Source organism: Pigmentiphaga soli (assembly GCF_039541095.1).
In the GTDB taxonomy this organism is placed as follows: Bacteria; Pseudomonadota; Gammaproteobacteria; order Burkholderiales; family Burkholderiaceae_B; genus Pigmentiphaga; species Pigmentiphaga soli.
The window spans coordinates 23,270-39,583 of the sequence record NZ_BAABFO010000016.1; the positions used below are offsets into that span (position 1 = coordinate 23,270).

Below are 16,314 nucleotides of genomic sequence, written 5' to 3' on the forward strand. Positions count from 1 at the left end.
AGATGGAACTGAAGCTCCTGAACGACCAGGGCCAATCGTCGGCCACCGTCAGCGCGCCCGACACCGTATTCGGCCGCGAATTCAACGAAGCGCTGGTGCACCAGGTCGTGGTGGCCTACCAGGCCAACGCCCGCAGCGGCAACCGCGCGCAGAAAGACCGTGCCGAAGTCAAGCACACCACCAAGAAGCCCTGGCGGCAGAAGGGTACCGGCCGCGCGCGCGCCGGCATGAGCTCGTCGCCGCTGTGGCGTGGCGGCGGCCGCATCTTCCCGAACTCGCCTGAAGAAAACTTCAGCCAGAAGGTCAACAAGAAGATGTACCGCGCCGGCATGCGCTCGATCCTGTCGCAGCTGGCCCGCGAAGACCGCATCGCGATCGTGGAAGCGTTCGCCGTCGATTCGCCCAAGACCAAGCTGGCCGCCGACAAGCTCAAGAGCCTGGGCCTGGATTCCGTGCTGATCATCACCGATGCGGTGGACGAGAACCTGTACCTGGCCACGCGCAACCTGCCGCACGTGGCCGTGGTCGAGTCCCGCTACGCCGATCCGCTGTCGCTGATCCACTACAAGCAAGTGCTGATCACCAAGCCGGCGATCGCTCAGCTCGAGGAGATGCTGGGATGAACAACCAACGTCTGATGCAGGTTCTGCTGGCGCCGATCGTGTCCGAAAAGAGCACGTTCATCGCCGACAAGAACGAACAGGTGGCCTTCCGCGTTCTGCAAGACGCCACCAAGCCCGAAGTCAAGGCTGCCGTCGAACTGCTCTTCAAGGTGCAGGTCGAGTCCGTGCAGATGCTCAACACCAAGGGCAAAGTCAAGCGTTTTGGCCGCTTCGTGGGCCGTCGCCGCAATGAAAAGAAGGCGTACGTCTCGCTCAAGCCGGGCCAGGAAATCGACTTTGCGCAGGAGGTGAAGTAAATGCCCCTCGTCAAGCTGAAGCCGACCTCCGCCGGCCGGCGCGCGATGGTGAAGGTGGTGCACCCCCACCTGCACAAAGGCGACCCGTACGCCCCGCTGCTCGAAAAGCAGATCCAGAACGCCGGCCGCAACAACAACGGCCACGTGACCACCCGCCATCGCGGCGGCGGCCACAAGCAGCACTATCGCGTCGTCGATTTCCGCCGCAACAAGGACGGCATCCCGGCCAAGGTCGAGCGCATCGAATACGACCCGAACCGCACCGCCCACATCGCGCTGCTGTGCTATGCCGACGGCGAGCGCCGCTACATCGTGGCGCCGCGCGGCGTCGAGGTGGGCGCCACGCTGCTGTCCGGCAGCGAAGCGCCGATCCGCGCCGGCAACACGCTGCCGATCCGCAACATCCCGGTGGGCAGCACGATCCACTGCGTCGAGATGATTCCCGGCAAGGGCGCGCAGATGGTGCGCTCGGCCGGCGGCTCGGCGGTGCTGCTGGCCCGCGAAGGCACCTACGCGCAGGTCCGCCTGCGCTCCGGCGAAGTCCGCAAGGTGCACATCGAGTGCCGCGCCACCATCGGCGAAGTCAGCAACGAAGAGCATGGCCTGCGCCAGATCGGCAAGGCCGGCGCGACGCGCTGGCGCGGCATCCGCCCGACCGTGCGCGGCGTGGCGATGAACCCGATCGATCACCCGCACGGCGGTGGTGAAGGTCGGACCGGCGAAGCCCGCGAACCGGTGAGCCCCTGGGGCACCCCGTCCAAGGGATTCAAGACCCGCCGCAACAAGCGGACGAGCAATATGATCGTCCAGCGGCGCAAGAAGAAGTAAGCGAGGCGAGCCATGTCACGTTCGATCAAGAAAGGCCCGTTCGTCGATCTGCACCTTCTGAAGAAGGTCGAGACGGCGACGGCCGGAAAAGACAAGAGGCCGATCAAGACCTGGTCGCGTCGTTCCACGATCCTGCCCGAATTCATCGGGCTGACGATCGCGGTGCACAACGGTCGCCAGCATGTTCCCGTTTATGTGAACGAGAACATGGTCGGTCACAAACTCGGCGAATTCGCGCTGACCCGCACGTTCAAGGGTCACGCCGCCGACAAGAAGGCCAAGAGGTAAGCGATGGCAACCACTGCGAAAGTACGGGGCGTGCGCGTCTCGGCCCAGAAGGCCCGCCTGGTGGCGGATCTGGTCCGCGGCAAGCCCGTGTCCCAGGCGCTCAGCATCCTGACGTTCTCGCCGAAGAAGTCCGCCGACATCATCAAGAAGGCGGTCGAGTCCGCCATCGCCAACGCCGAGCACAACGACGGCGCCGACATCGACGAACTGAAGGTCAAGGCCATCACCGTCGACAAGGGCGCCTCGCTGAAGCGTTTCGACGCGCGCGCCAAGGGCCGCGGCGTCAAGATCGAGAAGCAGACCTGCCACATCGTGGTCACGGTCGGCAGCTAAGGAGCCACGATGGGACAGAAGATTCATCCGACCGGGTTCCGTCTCTCGGTCAGCCGCAACTGGGCGTCGCGCTGGTTCGCGAGCGGCTCGGCCTACTCCGGCATGCTTGCCGAAGACATCAAGGTCCGCGAGTATCTGAAGAAGAAGCTCAAGGGCGCCTCGGTGGGCCGCGTCGTGATCGAACGGCCGGCCAAGAACGCGCGCGTCACGGTGTACTCGGCGCGGCCGGGCGTGGTGATCGGCAAGAAGGGCGAGGACATCGAAATCCTCAAGTCCGACCTGCAGCGCCTGATGGGCGTGCCGGTGCACGTCAACATCGAAGAGATCCGCAAGCCGGAAATCGACGCGCAGCTGATCGCCGATTCGATCTCGCAGCAGCTGGAAAAGCGCATCATGTTCCGCCGCGCGATGAAGCGCGCCATGCAGAACGCGATGCGCCTGGGCGCGCAAGGCATCAAGATCATGAGCGCCGGCCGCCTGAACGGCATCGAGATCGCCCGGACAGAATGGTATCGCGAGGGCCGCGTGCCGCTGCACACCCTGCGCGCCAACATCGACTACGGCACCTCGGAAGCCGGCACCACGTACGGCCTGATCGGCATCAAGGTCTGGGTCTACAAGGGCGACACCCTGGGCTCGGCCGAACTGGCGGCCGCGCCGGAAGCGACCAAGGACGAAGAGCGCAAGCCGCGCCGCGGCCCGCGCAATGACCGTGGCGATCGCCCGGGCAACCGCCCCGGCGGTCCCGGCCGTGGCCGCGGCGGCCGCCGCCCCGAAGGCGAGGCGGCCGCTGCCGCCCCCGAGGGTGGCGCGCGCCGTGGCGCCCCGCGCAAGCCGGCTGACGCCGCGCCCGCCGGCGCCGCGCCTGCCAAAGACGGAGAATAAGCATGCTGCAGCCAGCACGCAGGAAATACCGCAAGGAACAGAAAGGCCGCAACACGGGCCTGGCCACGCGTGGCGCGAACGTGTCGTTCGGCGAGTTCGGCCTGAAGGCCACCGGCCGCGGCCGCCTCACCGCCCGCCAGATCGAGGCCGCGCGCCGCGCGATCAGCCGCCACATCAAGCGTGGCGGCCGGATCTGGATCCGCGTCTTCCCCGACAAGCCGATTTCGCAGAAGCCGGCCGAAGTGCGGATGGGTAACGGCAAGGGCAATCCGGAGTACTGGGTGGCCGAGATCCAGCCGGGCAAGGTCCTGTACGAAATGGACGGCGTCAACGAAGTCCTGGCCCGCGAGGCGTTCCGCCTAGCCGCGGCCAAGCTGCCGATCTCGACCGTCTTCGTTGCGCGTCACATCGGCGCGTAAGGGGAATAGCAATGAAAGCGAGCGAATTCCGTTCGAAGGACGCTGCCGAGCTCAACAAAGAGCTCGAAGGTCTGCTGAAGGCGCAGTTCAGCCTGCGCATGCAGCTGGCCACCCAGCAGCTTTCCAACACCAGCCAGCTCGGCAAGGTGCGCCGCGATATCGCGCGCGTGCGGACCGTGCTGCGCGAGAAGGCCGGGAAGTAACAGATGAGCGAAACCACTCAAGCGAAGCTGACCCGCACCCTGACGGGCCGCGTGGTCAGCGACAAGATGGACAAGACCGTGACGGTCCTGGTCGAACGCCGGGTCAAGCATCCGCTGTACGGCAAGATCGTGGTCCGGTCCAACAAGTACCACGCGCACGACGAGACCAACCAGTACAAGGCCGGCGACCTGGTCGAGATCGCGGAAACCCGTCCGGTTTCCAAGACCAAGGCCTGGTCCGTCGTCCGTCTGCTCGAGGCGGCCCGGATCATCTGATCCACGGCGTCTCACGGGTACCACAGGGCCTTTCCTTCGGGAAAGGCCTTGCCATGTAGTCGGTTTGCCGGTTAGAATCTCCGGCTCACCTCTCGGAATTTCAACCCAGGGCAGGGCGGCAGCAGCCGCGTTGCCTGACGGGACCAAAACTGATCGGAAGGCTCGGCGGCTTTTGCCGGGTCGTTCGGGTTAAGTTGGAATAGGGTAAACCCATGATTCAAATGCAATCCACGCTGGGCGTGGCCGACAACACCGGTGCGCGCTCGGTCATGTGCATCAAGGTGCTCGGCGGCTCCAAGCGCCGCTATGCCGGCATCGGCGACGTGATCAAGGTCAGCGTCAAGGACGCCGCGCCGCGCGGTCGCGTCAAGAAGGGCGAGATCTACAACGCCGTGGTGGTCCGCACCGCCAAGGGCGTGCGCCGCCGCGACGGCTCGCTGATCCGCTTCGGCGGCAACGCCGCCGTGCTGCTGAACGCCAAGCTCGAGCCCATCGGCACCCGCATCTTCGGCCCCGTCACGCGCGAACTGCGCACGGAGCGCTTCATGAAGATCGTGTCGCTGGCCCCGGAAGTGCTGTAAGGAGCCGACGATGAACAAGATCCGCAAGGGCGACGAAGTCATCGTCCTGACCGGCAAAGACAAGTCCAAGCGTGGCGTGGTGCTGAGCCGCGTCGACGCCGACCACGTCGTGGTCGAGGGCATCAATGTCGTCAAGAAAAACGTGAAGCCGAACCCCATGGCCAACCAGCCGGGCGGCATCATCGACAAGACCATGCCTATCCACGTGTCCAACGTGGCGATCTACAACCCCGCGACCGGCAAGGCCGACCGCGTGGGCGTCAAGCAGGTCGACGGCAAGAACGTTCGCGTCTTCCGGTCCAACGGCGAAGCCGTCGGCGCCAAGGCGTAAGCGGGGACCACGAAAATGGCACGTCTCCAAGATTTCTACCGCGACCAGGTCGTTGCCGACCTGATCAAGAAGTTCGAATACAAGAGCGTCATGCAGGTGCCGCGCATCACCAAGATCACCCTGAACATGGGTGTCTCGGAAGCGGTCGCCGACAAGAAGGTCATCGAGCACGCCACCGGCGACCTGACCAAGATCGCCGGCCAGAAGCCCGTCGTGACCAAGTCGCGCAAGGCCATCGCCGGTTTCAAGATCCGTCAGGACTACCCGATCGGCTGCATGGTCACCCTGCGCGGCGCGCGCATGTATGAATTCCTCGATCGCCTGATCAGCGTCGCGCTGCCGCGCGTGCGCGATTTCCGCGGCGTGTCGGGCCGCGCCTTCGACGGCCGCGGCAACTACAACATCGGCGTGAAAGAACAGATCATCTTTCCCGAGATCGAGTACGACAAGATCGACACGCTTCGTGGGCTGAACATCAGCATCACGACCACGGCAAAAACCGACGATGAAGCCAAGGCGCTGCTGTCGGCGTTCCGCTTCCCGTTCCGCAACTAAGGGTGGAGTAGATGGCCAAGCTTTCACTCATCAATCGCAACGTCAAGCGCGTCAAGCTGGCGAACAAGTTCGCCGCCAAGCGCGCCGCGCTGCAGGCGATCGTCGACGACGCTTCCAAGTCCGACGAAGAGCGCTACCAGGCGCGGCTGAAGATTCAGCAGCTGCCCCGCAACGCCAACCCCACCCGCCAGCGCAACCGCTGCGCGGTCACGGGCCGCCCCCGCGGCGTGTTCAGCAAGTTCGGTCTCGCGCGCAACAAGCTGCGCGAGATGGCCATGCGCGGCGAAGTGCCGGGCATGACCAAGGCCAGCTGGTAGGAGAACCAAACATGAGCATGAGCGATCCGATCGCCGATATGCTGACGCGCATCCGCAATGCGCAACGCGTCGACAAGTCGACCGTGACCATGCCCTCCTCCAAGCTGAAGGTGGCCATCGCCACCGTGCTGAAGGACGAGGGCTATATCGACGGTTTCGAAGTGCAGGCCAACGACGGCAAGCCCGAACTCGTCATCAACCTGAAGTACTACGCCGGCCGCCCGGTCATCGAGCGCATCGAACGCGTGTCGAAGCCCGGCCTGCGCATCTACAAGGGCCGCAACGCCATTCCCCAGGTGCTCAACGGCCTGGGCGTGGCGATCGTTTCCACCTCGCGTGGCGTGATGACCGACCGCAAGGCCCGCGCCACCGGCGTGGGCGGCGAAGTCCTCTGCTACGTGGCCTAAGGAGCGCGAGATGTCACGCATCGCCAAGTATCCGGTCGAGCTGCCGAAAGGCGTCGAGGCCACGATCGCGCCCGAGCAGATCACCGTCAAGGGCCCGCTGGGCACGCTGGTGCAGCCGCTGACCGGCCACGTGAAGATCGAACAGAGCGCCAACCAGCTCACCTTCGCCGCCGCCGACGAAAGCCGCGAGGCGAAGGCCATGTCGGGCACCGTGCGCGCCCTGGTGGCCAACATGGTCACCGGCGTCAGCAAGGGCTTCGAGCGCCGCCTGACGCTGGTCGGCGTGGGTTACCGCGCGCAGGCGCAGGGCGACTCGGTCAAGCTGCAGCTGGGCTTCTCGCACGACATCGTGCACGCGATGCCCGCCGGCGTGAAGGTCGAGTGCCCGAGCCAGACCGAAGTGGTTCTCAAGGGGTCCGACAAGCAGCGCGTCGGACAGGTGGCGGCCGAGATCCGCGCTTATCGCTCCCCCGAGCCCTACAAGGGCAAGGGCGTGCGCTACGCCGGCGAGAAGGTCGTCATCAAAGAGACCAAGAAGAAATAAGGCCGCTGGCAAGGACGAATCATGGATAAGAAGCAAGCTCGTTTGCGTCGCGCGGTGCCAACCCGCCGGAAGATCGCCGAGTTGCGCGTGCATCGCCTGTCGGTGTTCCGCTCGAATCTGCACATCTACGCAAACATCATTTCGCCGGAAGGCGACGCGGTGCTGGTCAGCGCCTCCACGCTGGAGCCGGAAGTGCGCCAGCAGCTGGCGGGCACCGAGGGCAAGGGCGGCAACGTCGCCGCCGCCACCCTGGTGGGCAAGCGCGTGGCCGAGAAGGCCAAGGCTGCCGGCATCGAGACCGTCGCGTTCGATCGCAGCGGTTTCCGCTATCACGGCCGCGTCAAGGCGCTGGCCGACGCCGCGCGTGAAGCCGGCCTGAAGTTTTAAGCGAGGATCATATGGCCAAGATGCAAGGCAAGAACGCTGCGGCTGAGGAGCGCGACGACGGTCTTCGCGAAAAGATGATCGCGGTCAACCGCGTCACCAAGGTCGTCAAGGGCGGCCGTATCCTCGGTTTCGCGGCGCTGACGGTGGTCGGCGACGGCGATGGCCGCGTCGGCATGGGCAAGGGCAAGTCGCGCGAAGTGCCGGTCGCGGTGCAGAAGGCGATGGAAGAAGCCCGCCGCAAGATGATCAAGGTGCCGCTCAAGAACGGCACGCTGCATCACGTGGTGGTCGGCAAGCACGGCGCCTCGACGGTGCTGATCTCGCCCGCGGTCGAAGGTACCGGCGTGATCGCCGGCGGCCCGATGCGCGCGATCTTCGACGTGCTGGGCGTGCGCAACGTGGTGGCCAAGAGCCTCGGCTCCACCAACCCGTACAACCTGGTGCGCGCGACCCTGAACGGCCTGCGCAACAGCTCGACCCCGGCCGACATCGCCGCCAAGCGCGGCAAGACGGTCGAAGAGATCCTGGGGTAAGCCATGGCAAACGCAAGCAAGAACGTCAAGGTGACGCTGGTGCGCTCCCCCATCGGGACGCCCGAGTCGCATCGCGCCACGGTGCGCGGCCTGGGCCTGCGCGGCGTCAACAGCAGCCGCGTCCTGGTCGACACGCCGGAAGTGCGCGGAATGATCCGCAAGGTGGCCTACCTGGTCACGGTCGCGGAAGCGTGAGGAACTGACATGCAACTCAATACGCTCAAGCCGGGTCCCGGCAGCAAGCACGCCAAGCGCCGCGTGGGCCGTGGCATCGGCTCCGGCCTCGGCAAGACCGCCGGCCGCGGCCACAAGGGCCAGAAGTCGCGTTCGGGCGGCTTCCACAAGGTCGGCTTCGAGGGCGGCCAGATGCCGCTGCAGCGCCGCCTGCCCAAGCGTGGCTTCAAGCCGCTCGGCCAGCACCTGTACGCCGAGGTCCGCCTGTCCGACCTGCAGGCCCTGCCCGTCGACGACATCGACGTGCAGGCGCTCAAGCAGGCCGGCGTGGTCGGCCAGCCGGTGCGCTACGTCAAGGTGATCAAGTCGGGCGAACTGTCGCGCAAGGTGTCGCTGAAGGGGCTGTCCGCCACGGCGGGCGCCAAGGCGGCGATCGAGGCCGCCGGCGGCTCGCTGGCCTGAGCAGGGGCTAGGCTTTGGCAACCGCGAACGCAGCACTGGGCAAGACCGGCGGCAAGTTCGGCGACCTGAAGCGCCGGCTGGTCTTCCTGCTGCTCGCCCTGGTGGTGTACCGGATCGGTACGCACATCCCCGTCCCGGGCATCGATCCGGTCCAGCTCGCGTCCCTGTTCAACCAGAACTCGGGCGGCATCCTGGGCCTGTTCAACATGTTCTCGGGCGGCGCGCTTTCGCGCTTCTCGATCTTCGCGCTGGGGATCATGCCGTACATCTCGGCATCGATCATCATGCAGCTGATGACGGTCATCGTGCCGTCGCTGGAAGCGATCAAGAAGGAAGGCGAGGCCGGGCGGCGCAAGATCACGCAGTACACCCGCTACGGCACGCTGGCGCTGGCCATCGTGCAGGCGGTGAGCATCGCCACCGTGCTGGAATCCCAGCCCGGGCTGGTGATCGACCCGGGCTTCGTGTTCCGCATCACGACGATGATTTCGCTGGTCACCGGCACCATGTTCCTGATGTGGCTGGGCGAGCAGATCACCGAGCGCGGGCTGGGCAACGGCATCTCGATCATCATCTTCTCGGGCATCGCGGCGGGGCTGCCGCACGCCATCGCGGGGCTGTTCGAGCTGGTCAACACCGGAGCGATGTCGGTGCTGACGGCGCTGTTCATCATCGTGCTGGTGGCGCTGGTCACGGCCTTCGTCGTGTTCGTCGAGCGCGGCCAGCGCAAGATCGTCGTCAACTACGCCAAGCGCCAGGTCGGCAATCGCGTGTACGGCGGGCAAAGCTCGCACCTGCCGCTGAAGCTGAACATGGCCGGCGTGATCCCGCCGATCTTCGCGTCGTCGATCATCCTGTTCCCGGCCACGGTCGCCACGTGGTTCTCGAGCGGGGAAGGCACGCGCTGGCTGCGCGACATCGCCGGCGCGTTGTCGCCGGGGCAGCCGCTCTACATCACGTTGTATGCCATCGCGATCGTTTTCTTCTGCTTCTTCTACACGGCGCTCGTGTTCAACAGCCGCGAGACCGCCGACAACCTGAAGAAGAGCGGAGCGTTCGTGCCGGGCATCCGTCCGGGCGAGCAGACGGCGCGGTACATCGACCGGATCCTGATGCGGCTGACCTTCTCGGGCGCGATCTACATCACGCTGGTCTGCCTGCTGCCGGAATTCCTGGTTCTGCGGTGGAACGTGCCGTTCTATTTCGGCGGTACGTCGCTGCTGATCATCGTGGTGGTCACGATGGATTTCATGGCTCAGGTGCAGGCCTACGTGATGTCGCACCAGTACGATTCGCTGCTCAAGAAGGCCAACTTCAAGGGCAATAATCTACCGGTGCGTTGACGAGAATGTATGTCCAAAGACGACGTTATCCAGATGCAGGGCGAGGTCTTGGAAAACTTGCCCAATGCGACGTTCCGCGTAAAGCTCGAGAATGGCCATATCGTGCTTGGACATATCTCGGGAAAGATGCGGATGAATTACATCCGGATTCTGCCGGGGGATCGTGTAACCGTCGAACTGACGCCCTACGATCTGTCGCGGGCCAGAATCGTATTCCGCTCGAAATGAGCCCGGCCCGCCGGCTGAAAGACTAGGAGTCCAACATGAAAGTAATGGCATCAGTAAAGCAGATCTGCCGCAACTGCAAGATCATCAAGCGCAAGGGCGTGGTGCGCGTCATCTGCACCGATCCGCGCCACAAGCAACGTCAGGGCTGAGCCGCGCTCACCCCTAACAAGGTATTCAAGGAAACGTTATGGCCCGTATCGCTGGCATCAACATTCCGCCGCATCAGCACACCGTGATCGGTCTGACGGCGATCTTCGGCATCGGCTCCACCCGCGCGCGCAAAATCTGCGAAGCCGCCGGTGTGCCCGCCGACAAGAAGGTCAAGGACCTGAACGACGCCGAGCTCGAGCGCATTCGCGAGCACGTGAACGTCTTCACGGTCGAAGGCGACCTGCGCCGCGAAATCCAGCTGTCGATCAAGCGCCTGATCGACCTGGGCTCCTATCGCGGCCTGCGCCACAAGCGCGGCCTGCCGGTGCGCGGCCAGCGTACCCGCACCAATGCCCGTACCCGCAAGGGTCCGCGTCGCGCCGCCGCGTCGCTCAAGAAATAAACGGCTGACCGCCGCTCAAGGATCCAGAAATGGCGAAATCCCCGAACAACAACGCTTCGCAGCGTGTTCGCAAGAAAGTCAAGAAGAGCGTGTCGGACGGCATTGCGCACGTCCATGCGTCCTTCAACAACACCATCATCACCATCACCGACCGCCAGGGCAACGCGCTGTCGTGGGCGACGTCGGGCGGCGCGGGCTTCAAGGGCTCGCGCAAGTCCACGCCGTTCGCCGCGCAGGTGGCTGCCGAATCGGCCGGCCGGGTGGCGCTGGAATACGGCATCAAGACGCTCGAAGTGCGGATCAAGGGCCCCGGCCCCGGCCGCGAATCGTCGGTGCGCGCGCTGAATGCGCTGGGCATCAAGATTTCGAGCATCGCGGACATCACGCCGGTGCCCCACAACGGCTGCCGCCCCCCGAAGCGCCGGAGGATTTGACCCCCCCTACGCGCTTACGCGCGCCCCCCAGGGGGCAGTGCCGACCGACCGGCGGAGCCGGATCGGTGGCACTCTGGATGGGGCGGCGGGATGCGGAGAGTTGGGTTCTGTGGTTTTGCCGTAGTTTTCGATTGAAGTATCAGCGTCTGCCCGTTTGCCATCCGGCAACGTCATAGCAAAGGCAGACTCCTCGCCGCCGGCATTCGCCGTGCGGCCCGACAGAGAAAGGATTCATCGTGGCACGTTATATCGGTCCCAAGTGCAAGCTGTCCCGCCGCGAAGGCACGGACCTCTTCCTGAAGAGCGCCCGCCGTTCGCTCGATTCCAAGTGCAAGCTGGAAAGCAAGCCCGGCCAGCACGGCCGCACCTCCGGCTCGCGTACCTCCGACTACGGCCTGCAGCTGCGCGAGAAGCAAAAGCTCAAGCGCATGTACGGCGTGCTGGAGAAGCAGTTCCGCAAGTACTTCGAGGAAGCCGAGCGCCGCAAGGGCAACACGGGCGAAAACCTGATCCAGCTGCTCGAATCGCGCCTCGACAATGTGGTGTACCGCATGGGCTTCGGCTCGACCCGCGCTGAAGCGCGCCAGCTGGTCAGCCACAAGGCGCTGGCGCTGAACGGCCACACCGCCAACGTGCCGTCGATTCTGGTCAAGGCGGGCGACATCATCACGGTGCGCGAAAAGGCCAAGAAGCAGGCCCGCATCCAGGAATCGCTGCAACTGGCCTCCAGCCAGGGCATGCCGCAGTGGGTCAGCGTCGACACCACCAAGCTGGAAGGCACCTTCAAGCAGGCGCCCGACCGCGCCGATGTCGCCCGCGACATCAACGAATCGATGGTCGTGGAACTCTATTCCCGCTGATAGAAGGCCCCCCTACGCGCTTACGCGCGCCCCCCAGGGGGCGATGCGAGCGGACCGGAAGGGAGATCCACCCCCGCGCGGCCTGTGGCCGCACCCCCTCAAGGGGGCGATGCGGGCGGACCGGCGAAGCCGGATCCGCCGCATCCTGGATGAAGCAGTACCTTGCAGCACCGCGCTTCAGAGCGCTTTTTCCACCAGCCTTATCGGTGTAACGAGCCGAGGGTATTGATAAGGAAATCAATCATGGCTAATGCCGCATTTCTCAAGCCGCGCAACATCGATGTCGAAAGCATCGGGGCCAATCACGCCAAGGTGATCATGGAGCCCTTCGAGCGAGGCTACGGCCACACGCTCGGCAACGCGCTGCGCCGCATCCTGCTCTCTTCGATGGCCGGCTACGCGCCGACCGAAGTGCAGATCACCGGCGTCGTGCACGAGTACTCCGCCATCGACGGCGTGCGCGAAGACGTGGTCGACATCCTGCTGAACCTGAAGGGCGTCGTGTTCAAGCTGCACAACCGCGACGAAGTCGCGCTGACGCTGCGCAAGCAAGGCCCGGGCGTGGTTACCGCCGGCGACATCGAACTGTCGCACGACGTCGAGATCATCAACCCGAACCACGTGATCGCGCACCTGACCGACAACGGCCGCCTGGAAATGCAGCTCAAGGTCGAGAAGGGCCGCGGCTACGTGCCGGGCAACCTGCGCAGCTTCGCCGACGACCACGCCCGCACCGTGGGCCGCATCGTGCTCGACGCCTCGTACAGCCCGATCCGCCGCGTCAGCTACACGGTCGAGAGCGCCCGCGTGGAACAGCGCACCGACCTCGACAAGCTGGTGCTCGACATCGAAACCAACGGCGTGATCTCGCCGGAAGAAGCGGTGCGCCAGTCGGCCCGCATCCTGATGGACCAGCTGTCGGTGTTCGCCGCGCTGGAAGGCTCGACCGAAACCATCGAGGCGCCGGCCCGCGGCACGCCGCAGATCGATCCGATCCTGCTGCGCCCGGTCGACGATCTGGAACTGACGGTGCGTTCGGCCAACTGCCTGAAGGCCGAGAACATCTACTACATCGGCGACCTGATCCAGCGTACCGAGAACGAACTGCTCAAGACCCCGAACCTGGGCCGCAAGTCGCTCAACGAGATCAAGGAAGTCCTGGCCGCGCGCGGCCTCACGCTCGGCATGAAGCTGGAAAACTGGCCGCCCCTGGGCCTCGAGCGTCCCTGAGGGAAGCCCACCCCCTACGCGCTTCGCGCGCCCCGGGGGAGGCCACCCCCTACGCGCTTCGCGCGCCCCCTCAAGGGGGCGGCACTGGCGGACCGGCGGAGCCGGATCCGCTGTGCCTTGGATTGAGATTTTGATTCCACCGGCCCGCGATCTGTCCATGAGGGCAGGCCGATAGAAGAGCTGGACAACCCGCGGAATCCCCCGCACCTAGATTCGAAAGGAAAGCATCATGCGTCACCGTCACGGTCTCCGTAAACTGAACCGCACCAGCAGCCACCGCCTCGCCATGTTCCGCAACATGGCCGTGTCGCTGCTGACCCACGAAGCCATCAAGACCACCGTGCCCAAGGCCAAGGAACTGCGCCGCATCGTCGAGCCGCTGATCACCCTGGGCAAGGAACCCACGCTGGCTAACAAGCGCCTGGCCTTCGCCCGCCTGCGCGACCGCGACGTGGTGGTCAAGCTGTTCGGCGACATCGGCCCCCGCTTCGCCGCCCGCAACGGCGGCTACACCCGCATCCTGAAGATGGGCTTCCGCCAGGGCGACAACGCCCCGATGGCCTACATGGAACTGGTCGACCGCGCCGATCCGGCCGAGGCCGCCGACGCCGAATAAGGCATCGCACCGCGTATCGCAACGAAGGCCGGCTCATGCCGGCCTTTGCTTTTCAGGCATCCGGAATCCAGTTCTCGAGCAGCAGGCCGGGCACCCGCTCGAACTCGCGCAGCTTGTTGCTGACCAGTGTCAGCCCGCGGCTGCGGGCATGGCCGGCGATGTGCAGATCGTTCACGCCGATGGGCCGGCCCTGCCTTTCGAGCGCGGCGCGGATGTCGCCGTAGTGGGCGGCGGCGTCCATGTCATAGGGCAGGATTACGAGGCGGCTGCAGAAATCTTCCACCACCCTCAGGTTGCGCGGCGGGTCGCTGCTTTTCTCGGCCCCGTGCAGCAATTCCGCCAGCGTGATGACAGAGAGCGCCATGCGTTCGTGCTGCTGGTTGAACCTATGCAGCACCGAGACAGGCCGGCGCTTGATGACGTAAATGGCGATATTGGTATCCAGCAGATAGCGCAGCATGGCTTCTGGCTACAGGGCTTCGCGCTCGTCCTGATGCTGGCTGGCGCGTTCCGCCATGAAGTCTTCGGTGGCGGCGTTTTCGCCAAGGAAGAAGCTGTCCCAGGTCGATTCGGCGGGCGCGATGATGCGCTCCACGCCCACGGTGCGTACCGTTACCTTTTTCACATGCGCCGGAAAGCGCGACTCGGCAGGAAGCCTGACGGCCTGGGTGCGGTTGTTGGTGAACACGGTGCTGATCGCCATGATTTCCTCCGTTGCCGGTGCTATATACATTAACTATATACATGCGTATGGGTGTGCGCAAGGCGTGCGCCCCGCTTGACATGGCACCCCGGGCGGCCGGGCCGTCCGGGGTACTATTCCGGCATGACAACCACTTCGCTGCGCACCGGGCCGCGGCCCTTGGCGCCCCCGGGTGCCGGCCCCGCCCTGCGGGTAGAACGGCTCGACAAACGTTATGGCGACCGCCAGATCGTCGACGGCCTGTCGTTCGAGATCGCGCGCGGCGAGTGTTTCGGCCTGCTGGGGCCCAACGGCGCGGGCAAGACCACCACGCTGCGCGCGCTGCTCGGGCTGACGCCGATCGACGGCGGACGGATCCGCGTGCTGGACCGCGACATCCCGGCCCAGGCGCCGCAGGCCCGGGCCCGCATCGGCGTGGTGCCGCAGATGGACAATCTCGATCCCGACTTCACCGTGGAAGAGAACCTGCTGGTGTTCGGCCGCTATTTCGGCCTGCGCGACGCCGAGATCCGCCAGCGGATCCCGGGCCTGCTGGAATTCGCGTCGCTGTCGGCCAAGCGCCGCGCGCGCATCGGCGAGCTGTCGGGCGGCATGAAGCGGCGCCTGACGCTGGCGCGCGCGCTGGTCAACGACCCCGACCTGATCGTGATGGACGAGCCCACCACCGGGCTCGATCCGCAGGCGCGCCACCTGATCTGGGAGCGGCTGAAGGCGCTGCTGGCGCAAGGCAAGACCATCCTGCTGACCACGCATTTCATGGACGAGGCCGAGCGCCTGTGCGACCGGCTGATCGTGGTCGACCGCGGCCGCGCGATCGCCGAGGGCTCGCCGCAGGAACTGATCGCGCGCCACGTGGAGGCCGAGGTGGTCGAGGTCTACGGCGACGGCGCGGCCGGCTGGCTGGCCGAGAACCGGCCGCGGCTGCCCGGCCGCATCGAGGTCAGCGGCGAGACCGTGTTCTGCTACACCGACACGCCCGACCCCGTCATCGCCAGCCTGCGCGACCGCCGCGGGCTGCGCTACCTACACCGGCCGGCCAACCTGGAAGACCTGTTCCTGCGCATCGCCGGGCGCGACCTGCGCGAGGAGTCGTGATGGCCGCCGCCCCTTCCCGGCTCCGTTCTCCCTGGGGCCCGCCGCGCCCGGGCCGCGGCAGCATCCCCATCCTGCGCCGCCACTTCCTGGTCTGGCGCAAGACCGCCATCACCACCGTGCTGGGCGACGTGATGGACCCGATGGTGGCGCTGCTGGCGCTGGGCTTCGGCCTGGGCAGCCTGCTGCCGGGCATCGACGGCGCCCCCTACATCACCTTCCTGTCGGCCGGCTCGATCTGCATGGGCGCGCTGTACGCGGCCACCTTCGAGGCCACCTACAGCGCGTTCTCGCGGCTGCACTTGCAGCGCACCTGGGATGCGATGCTGAACACCCCGCTGTCGCTGGATGACGTGGTGGCGGCCGAGATCCTGTGGGCGGGCGCCAAGAGCATGAAAAGCGGGCTGGCCATCCTGCTGGTGGTGGCGCTGCTGGGCGTGTCGCGCGAGCAGACGCTGCTGTGGGTGCCGCTGGTGCTGGTCCTGCTGGCCGTCACGTTCGCGTCGCTGGCGCTGGTGGTGACGGCCATCGCCAAAGGCTTCGATTTCTTCCTGTACTACTTCACGCTGGTAGTGACGCCGATGGTGTTCCTGTCGGGCGTGTTCTTTCCGGTGACCCAGCTGCCGGCTGCGCTGGTGGGCGCGCTGCGCTGGCTGCCGCTGGCGCCGGCGATCGAACTGGTGCGGCCGCTGGTGCTGGGCCGGCTGCCCGAGCACCCCTGGCTGAATGTGCTGCAACTGGCCGCTACCGCGCTGGCGGCGGCCTGGCTGGCGACCGCGCTGATGCGGCGCCGGCTTTTGCGTTGACGCGGAG

Annotated in this window: 31 protein-coding genes; 29 read left to right on the forward strand and 2 right to left on the reverse strand. The window is 65.8% G+C overall.

Annotated elements, in window-relative coordinates:
• The first annotated feature begins 2 nt into the window (after positions 1–2).
• The 27 genes from rplD (at position 3) to rplQ (ending at position 13,706) form a co-directional block, all read left to right on the forward strand.
• Positions 3–623, forward strand: coding sequence for a 50S ribosomal protein L4 (rplD, locus tag ABD927_RS16060; protein WP_345250847.1), 621 nt, complete (start codon positions 3–5; stop codon positions 621–623).
• Entirely contained in the window at positions 620–919 is a 300-nt protein-coding gene (gene rplW / locus ABD927_RS16065) for a 50S ribosomal protein L23 (protein WP_345250848.1), read from the forward strand. The genes rplD and rplW overlap by 4 nt, the downstream gene beginning before the upstream one ends.
• The gene (gene rplB, locus ABD927_RS16070; protein WP_345250849.1) at positions 920–1,747 is read left to right on the forward strand and encodes a 50S ribosomal protein L2; all 828 of its coding nucleotides are present in this window, start codon (positions 920–922) and stop codon (positions 1,745–1,747) included.
• A 12-nt stretch (positions 1,748–1,759) separates the two neighbouring features.
• Positions 1,760–2,035, forward strand: a complete 276-nt coding sequence (gene rpsS, locus ABD927_RS16075) for a 30S ribosomal protein S19 (protein WP_345250850.1) — start codon at positions 1,760–1,762, stop codon at positions 2,033–2,035.
• Positions 2,036–2,038: 3 nt separating this feature from the next.
• On the forward strand, positions 2,039–2,368 hold the full coding sequence (gene rplV / locus ABD927_RS16080; protein WP_345250851.1) for a 50S ribosomal protein L22: 330 nt from the start codon (positions 2,039–2,041) through the stop codon (positions 2,366–2,368).
• A 9-nt stretch (positions 2,369–2,377) separates the two neighbouring features.
• Complete coding sequence (gene rpsC, locus ABD927_RS16085) at positions 2,378–3,253, forward strand: 30S ribosomal protein S3 (protein WP_345250852.1); 876 nt, start codon at positions 2,378–2,380, stop codon at positions 3,251–3,253.
• A 2-nt stretch (positions 3,254–3,255) separates the two neighbouring features.
• Positions 3,256–3,672, forward strand: a complete 417-nt coding sequence (gene rplP / locus ABD927_RS16090; RefSeq protein WP_345250853.1) for a 50S ribosomal protein L16 — start codon at positions 3,256–3,258, stop codon at positions 3,670–3,672.
• 11 nt (positions 3,673–3,683) lie between these two features.
• Positions 3,684–3,875 carry a 50S ribosomal protein L29 gene (gene rpmC, locus ABD927_RS16095; RefSeq protein WP_345250854.1) on the forward strand — a complete coding sequence of 64 codons (192 nt, stop codon included), beginning with the start codon at positions 3,684–3,686 and terminating at the stop codon, positions 3,873–3,875.
• A 3-nt stretch (positions 3,876–3,878) separates the two neighbouring features.
• Positions 3,879–4,151 carry a 30S ribosomal protein S17 gene (gene rpsQ / locus ABD927_RS16100; RefSeq protein WP_345250855.1) on the forward strand — a complete coding sequence of 91 codons (273 nt, stop codon included), beginning with the start codon at positions 3,879–3,881 and terminating at the stop codon, positions 4,149–4,151.
• Positions 4,152–4,363: 212 nt separating this feature from the next.
• Positions 4,364–4,732 (forward strand): 50S ribosomal protein L14, encoded by a 369-nt coding sequence (rplN, locus tag ABD927_RS16105; protein WP_345250856.1) that lies wholly within the window; start codon positions 4,364–4,366, stop codon positions 4,730–4,732.
• Positions 4,733–4,742: 10 nt separating this feature from the next.
• Positions 4,743–5,063, forward strand: a complete 321-nt coding sequence (gene rplX, locus ABD927_RS16110; protein WP_345250857.1) for a 50S ribosomal protein L24 — start codon at positions 4,743–4,745, stop codon at positions 5,061–5,063.
• Between the two features lie 15 nt (positions 5,064–5,078).
• Complete coding sequence (gene rplE / locus ABD927_RS16115) at positions 5,079–5,618, forward strand: 50S ribosomal protein L5 (protein ID WP_345250858.1); 540 nt, start codon at positions 5,079–5,081, stop codon at positions 5,616–5,618.
• A gap of 11 nt (positions 5,619–5,629) precedes the next feature.
• On the forward strand, positions 5,630–5,935 hold the full coding sequence (gene rpsN / locus ABD927_RS16120; RefSeq protein WP_345250859.1) for a 30S ribosomal protein S14: 306 nt from the start codon (positions 5,630–5,632) through the stop codon (positions 5,933–5,935).
• Between the two features lie 11 nt (positions 5,936–5,946).
• Positions 5,947–6,342: a 30S ribosomal protein S8 gene (gene rpsH / locus ABD927_RS16125; RefSeq protein ID WP_345250860.1), complete on the forward strand. Its 396-nt coding sequence runs from the start codon at positions 5,947–5,949 to the stop codon at positions 6,340–6,342.
• A 10-nt stretch (positions 6,343–6,352) separates the two neighbouring features.
• On the forward strand, positions 6,353–6,886 hold the full coding sequence (rplF, locus tag ABD927_RS16130) for a 50S ribosomal protein L6 (RefSeq protein ID WP_345250861.1): 534 nt from the start codon (positions 6,353–6,355) through the stop codon (positions 6,884–6,886).
• A 21-nt stretch (positions 6,887–6,907) separates the two neighbouring features.
• Positions 6,908–7,273, forward strand: a complete 366-nt coding sequence (gene rplR, locus ABD927_RS16135) for a 50S ribosomal protein L18 (protein WP_345250862.1) — start codon at positions 6,908–6,910, stop codon at positions 7,271–7,273.
• A gap of 11 nt (positions 7,274–7,284) precedes the next feature.
• Complete coding sequence (gene rpsE, locus ABD927_RS16140; protein WP_345250863.1) at positions 7,285–7,806, forward strand: 30S ribosomal protein S5; 522 nt, start codon at positions 7,285–7,287, stop codon at positions 7,804–7,806.
• A gap of 3 nt (positions 7,807–7,809) precedes the next feature.
• Positions 7,810–8,001: a 50S ribosomal protein L30 gene (rpmD, locus tag ABD927_RS16145; protein ID WP_345250864.1), complete on the forward strand. Its 192-nt coding sequence runs from the start codon at positions 7,810–7,812 to the stop codon at positions 7,999–8,001.
• A 9-nt stretch (positions 8,002–8,010) separates the two neighbouring features.
• On the forward strand, positions 8,011–8,442 hold the full coding sequence (gene rplO, locus ABD927_RS16150) for a 50S ribosomal protein L15 (RefSeq protein WP_345250865.1): 432 nt from the start codon (positions 8,011–8,013) through the stop codon (positions 8,440–8,442).
• Between the two features lie 14 nt (positions 8,443–8,456).
• Positions 8,457–9,785: a preprotein translocase subunit SecY gene (secY, locus tag ABD927_RS16155; RefSeq protein ID WP_345250866.1), complete on the forward strand. Its 1,329-nt coding sequence runs from the start codon at positions 8,457–8,459 to the stop codon at positions 9,783–9,785.
• Positions 9,786–9,794: 9 nt separating this feature from the next.
• Entirely contained in the window at positions 9,795–10,013 is a 219-nt protein-coding gene (gene infA, locus ABD927_RS16160) for a translation initiation factor IF-1 (protein ID WP_345250867.1), read from the forward strand.
• Between the two features lie 35 nt (positions 10,014–10,048).
• Positions 10,049–10,162, forward strand: a complete 114-nt coding sequence (gene rpmJ / locus ABD927_RS16165; RefSeq protein ID WP_345250868.1) for a 50S ribosomal protein L36 — start codon at positions 10,049–10,051, stop codon at positions 10,160–10,162.
• Positions 10,163–10,200: 38 nt separating this feature from the next.
• Complete coding sequence (gene rpsM, locus ABD927_RS16170) at positions 10,201–10,566, forward strand: 30S ribosomal protein S13 (protein WP_345250869.1); 366 nt, start codon at positions 10,201–10,203, stop codon at positions 10,564–10,566.
• A gap of 29 nt (positions 10,567–10,595) precedes the next feature.
• The gene (gene rpsK / locus ABD927_RS16175) at positions 10,596–11,000 is read left to right on the forward strand and encodes a 30S ribosomal protein S11 (protein ID WP_345250870.1); all 405 of its coding nucleotides are present in this window, start codon (positions 10,596–10,598) and stop codon (positions 10,998–11,000) included.
• 236 nt (positions 11,001–11,236) lie between these two features.
• Positions 11,237–11,860: a 30S ribosomal protein S4 gene (gene rpsD / locus ABD927_RS16180; protein ID WP_345250871.1), complete on the forward strand. Its 624-nt coding sequence runs from the start codon at positions 11,237–11,239 to the stop codon at positions 11,858–11,860.
• A 243-nt stretch (positions 11,861–12,103) separates the two neighbouring features.
• Positions 12,104–13,090, forward strand: a complete 987-nt coding sequence (locus ABD927_RS16185) for a DNA-directed RNA polymerase subunit alpha (RefSeq protein ID WP_345250872.1) — start codon at positions 12,104–12,106, stop codon at positions 13,088–13,090.
• 229 nt (positions 13,091–13,319) lie between these two features.
• Positions 13,320–13,706: a 50S ribosomal protein L17 gene (gene rplQ / locus ABD927_RS16190; RefSeq protein ID WP_345250873.1), complete on the forward strand. Its 387-nt coding sequence runs from the start codon at positions 13,320–13,322 to the stop codon at positions 13,704–13,706.
• Between the two features lie 52 nt (positions 13,707–13,758).
• On the opposite strand, the gene vapC is transcribed toward rplQ, so the two are convergent.
• Positions 13,759–14,166 (reverse strand): type II toxin-antitoxin system tRNA(fMet)-specific endonuclease VapC, encoded by a 408-nt coding sequence (vapC, locus tag ABD927_RS16195; RefSeq protein ID WP_345250874.1) that lies wholly within the window; start codon positions 14,164–14,166, stop codon positions 13,759–13,761.
• Between the two features lie 9 nt (positions 14,167–14,175).
• Positions 14,176–14,409, reverse strand: coding sequence for a type II toxin-antitoxin system VapB family antitoxin (vapB, locus tag ABD927_RS16200; protein WP_345250875.1), 234 nt, complete (start codon positions 14,407–14,409; stop codon positions 14,176–14,178).
• Between the two features lie 123 nt (positions 14,410–14,532).
• Between vapB and nodI the strand changes: the two genes are divergently transcribed.
• On the forward strand, positions 14,533–15,504 hold the full coding sequence (gene nodI / locus ABD927_RS16205; protein ID WP_345250876.1) for a nodulation factor ABC transporter ATP-binding protein NodI: 972 nt from the start codon (positions 14,533–14,535) through the stop codon (positions 15,502–15,504).
• The gene (locus ABD927_RS16210; protein WP_345250877.1) at positions 15,504–16,307 is read left to right on the forward strand and encodes an ABC transporter permease; all 804 of its coding nucleotides are present in this window, start codon (positions 15,504–15,506) and stop codon (positions 16,305–16,307) included. The genes nodI and ABD927_RS16210 overlap by 1 nt, the downstream gene beginning before the upstream one ends.
• The last annotated feature ends 7 nt before the right edge of the window (positions 16,308–16,314 follow it).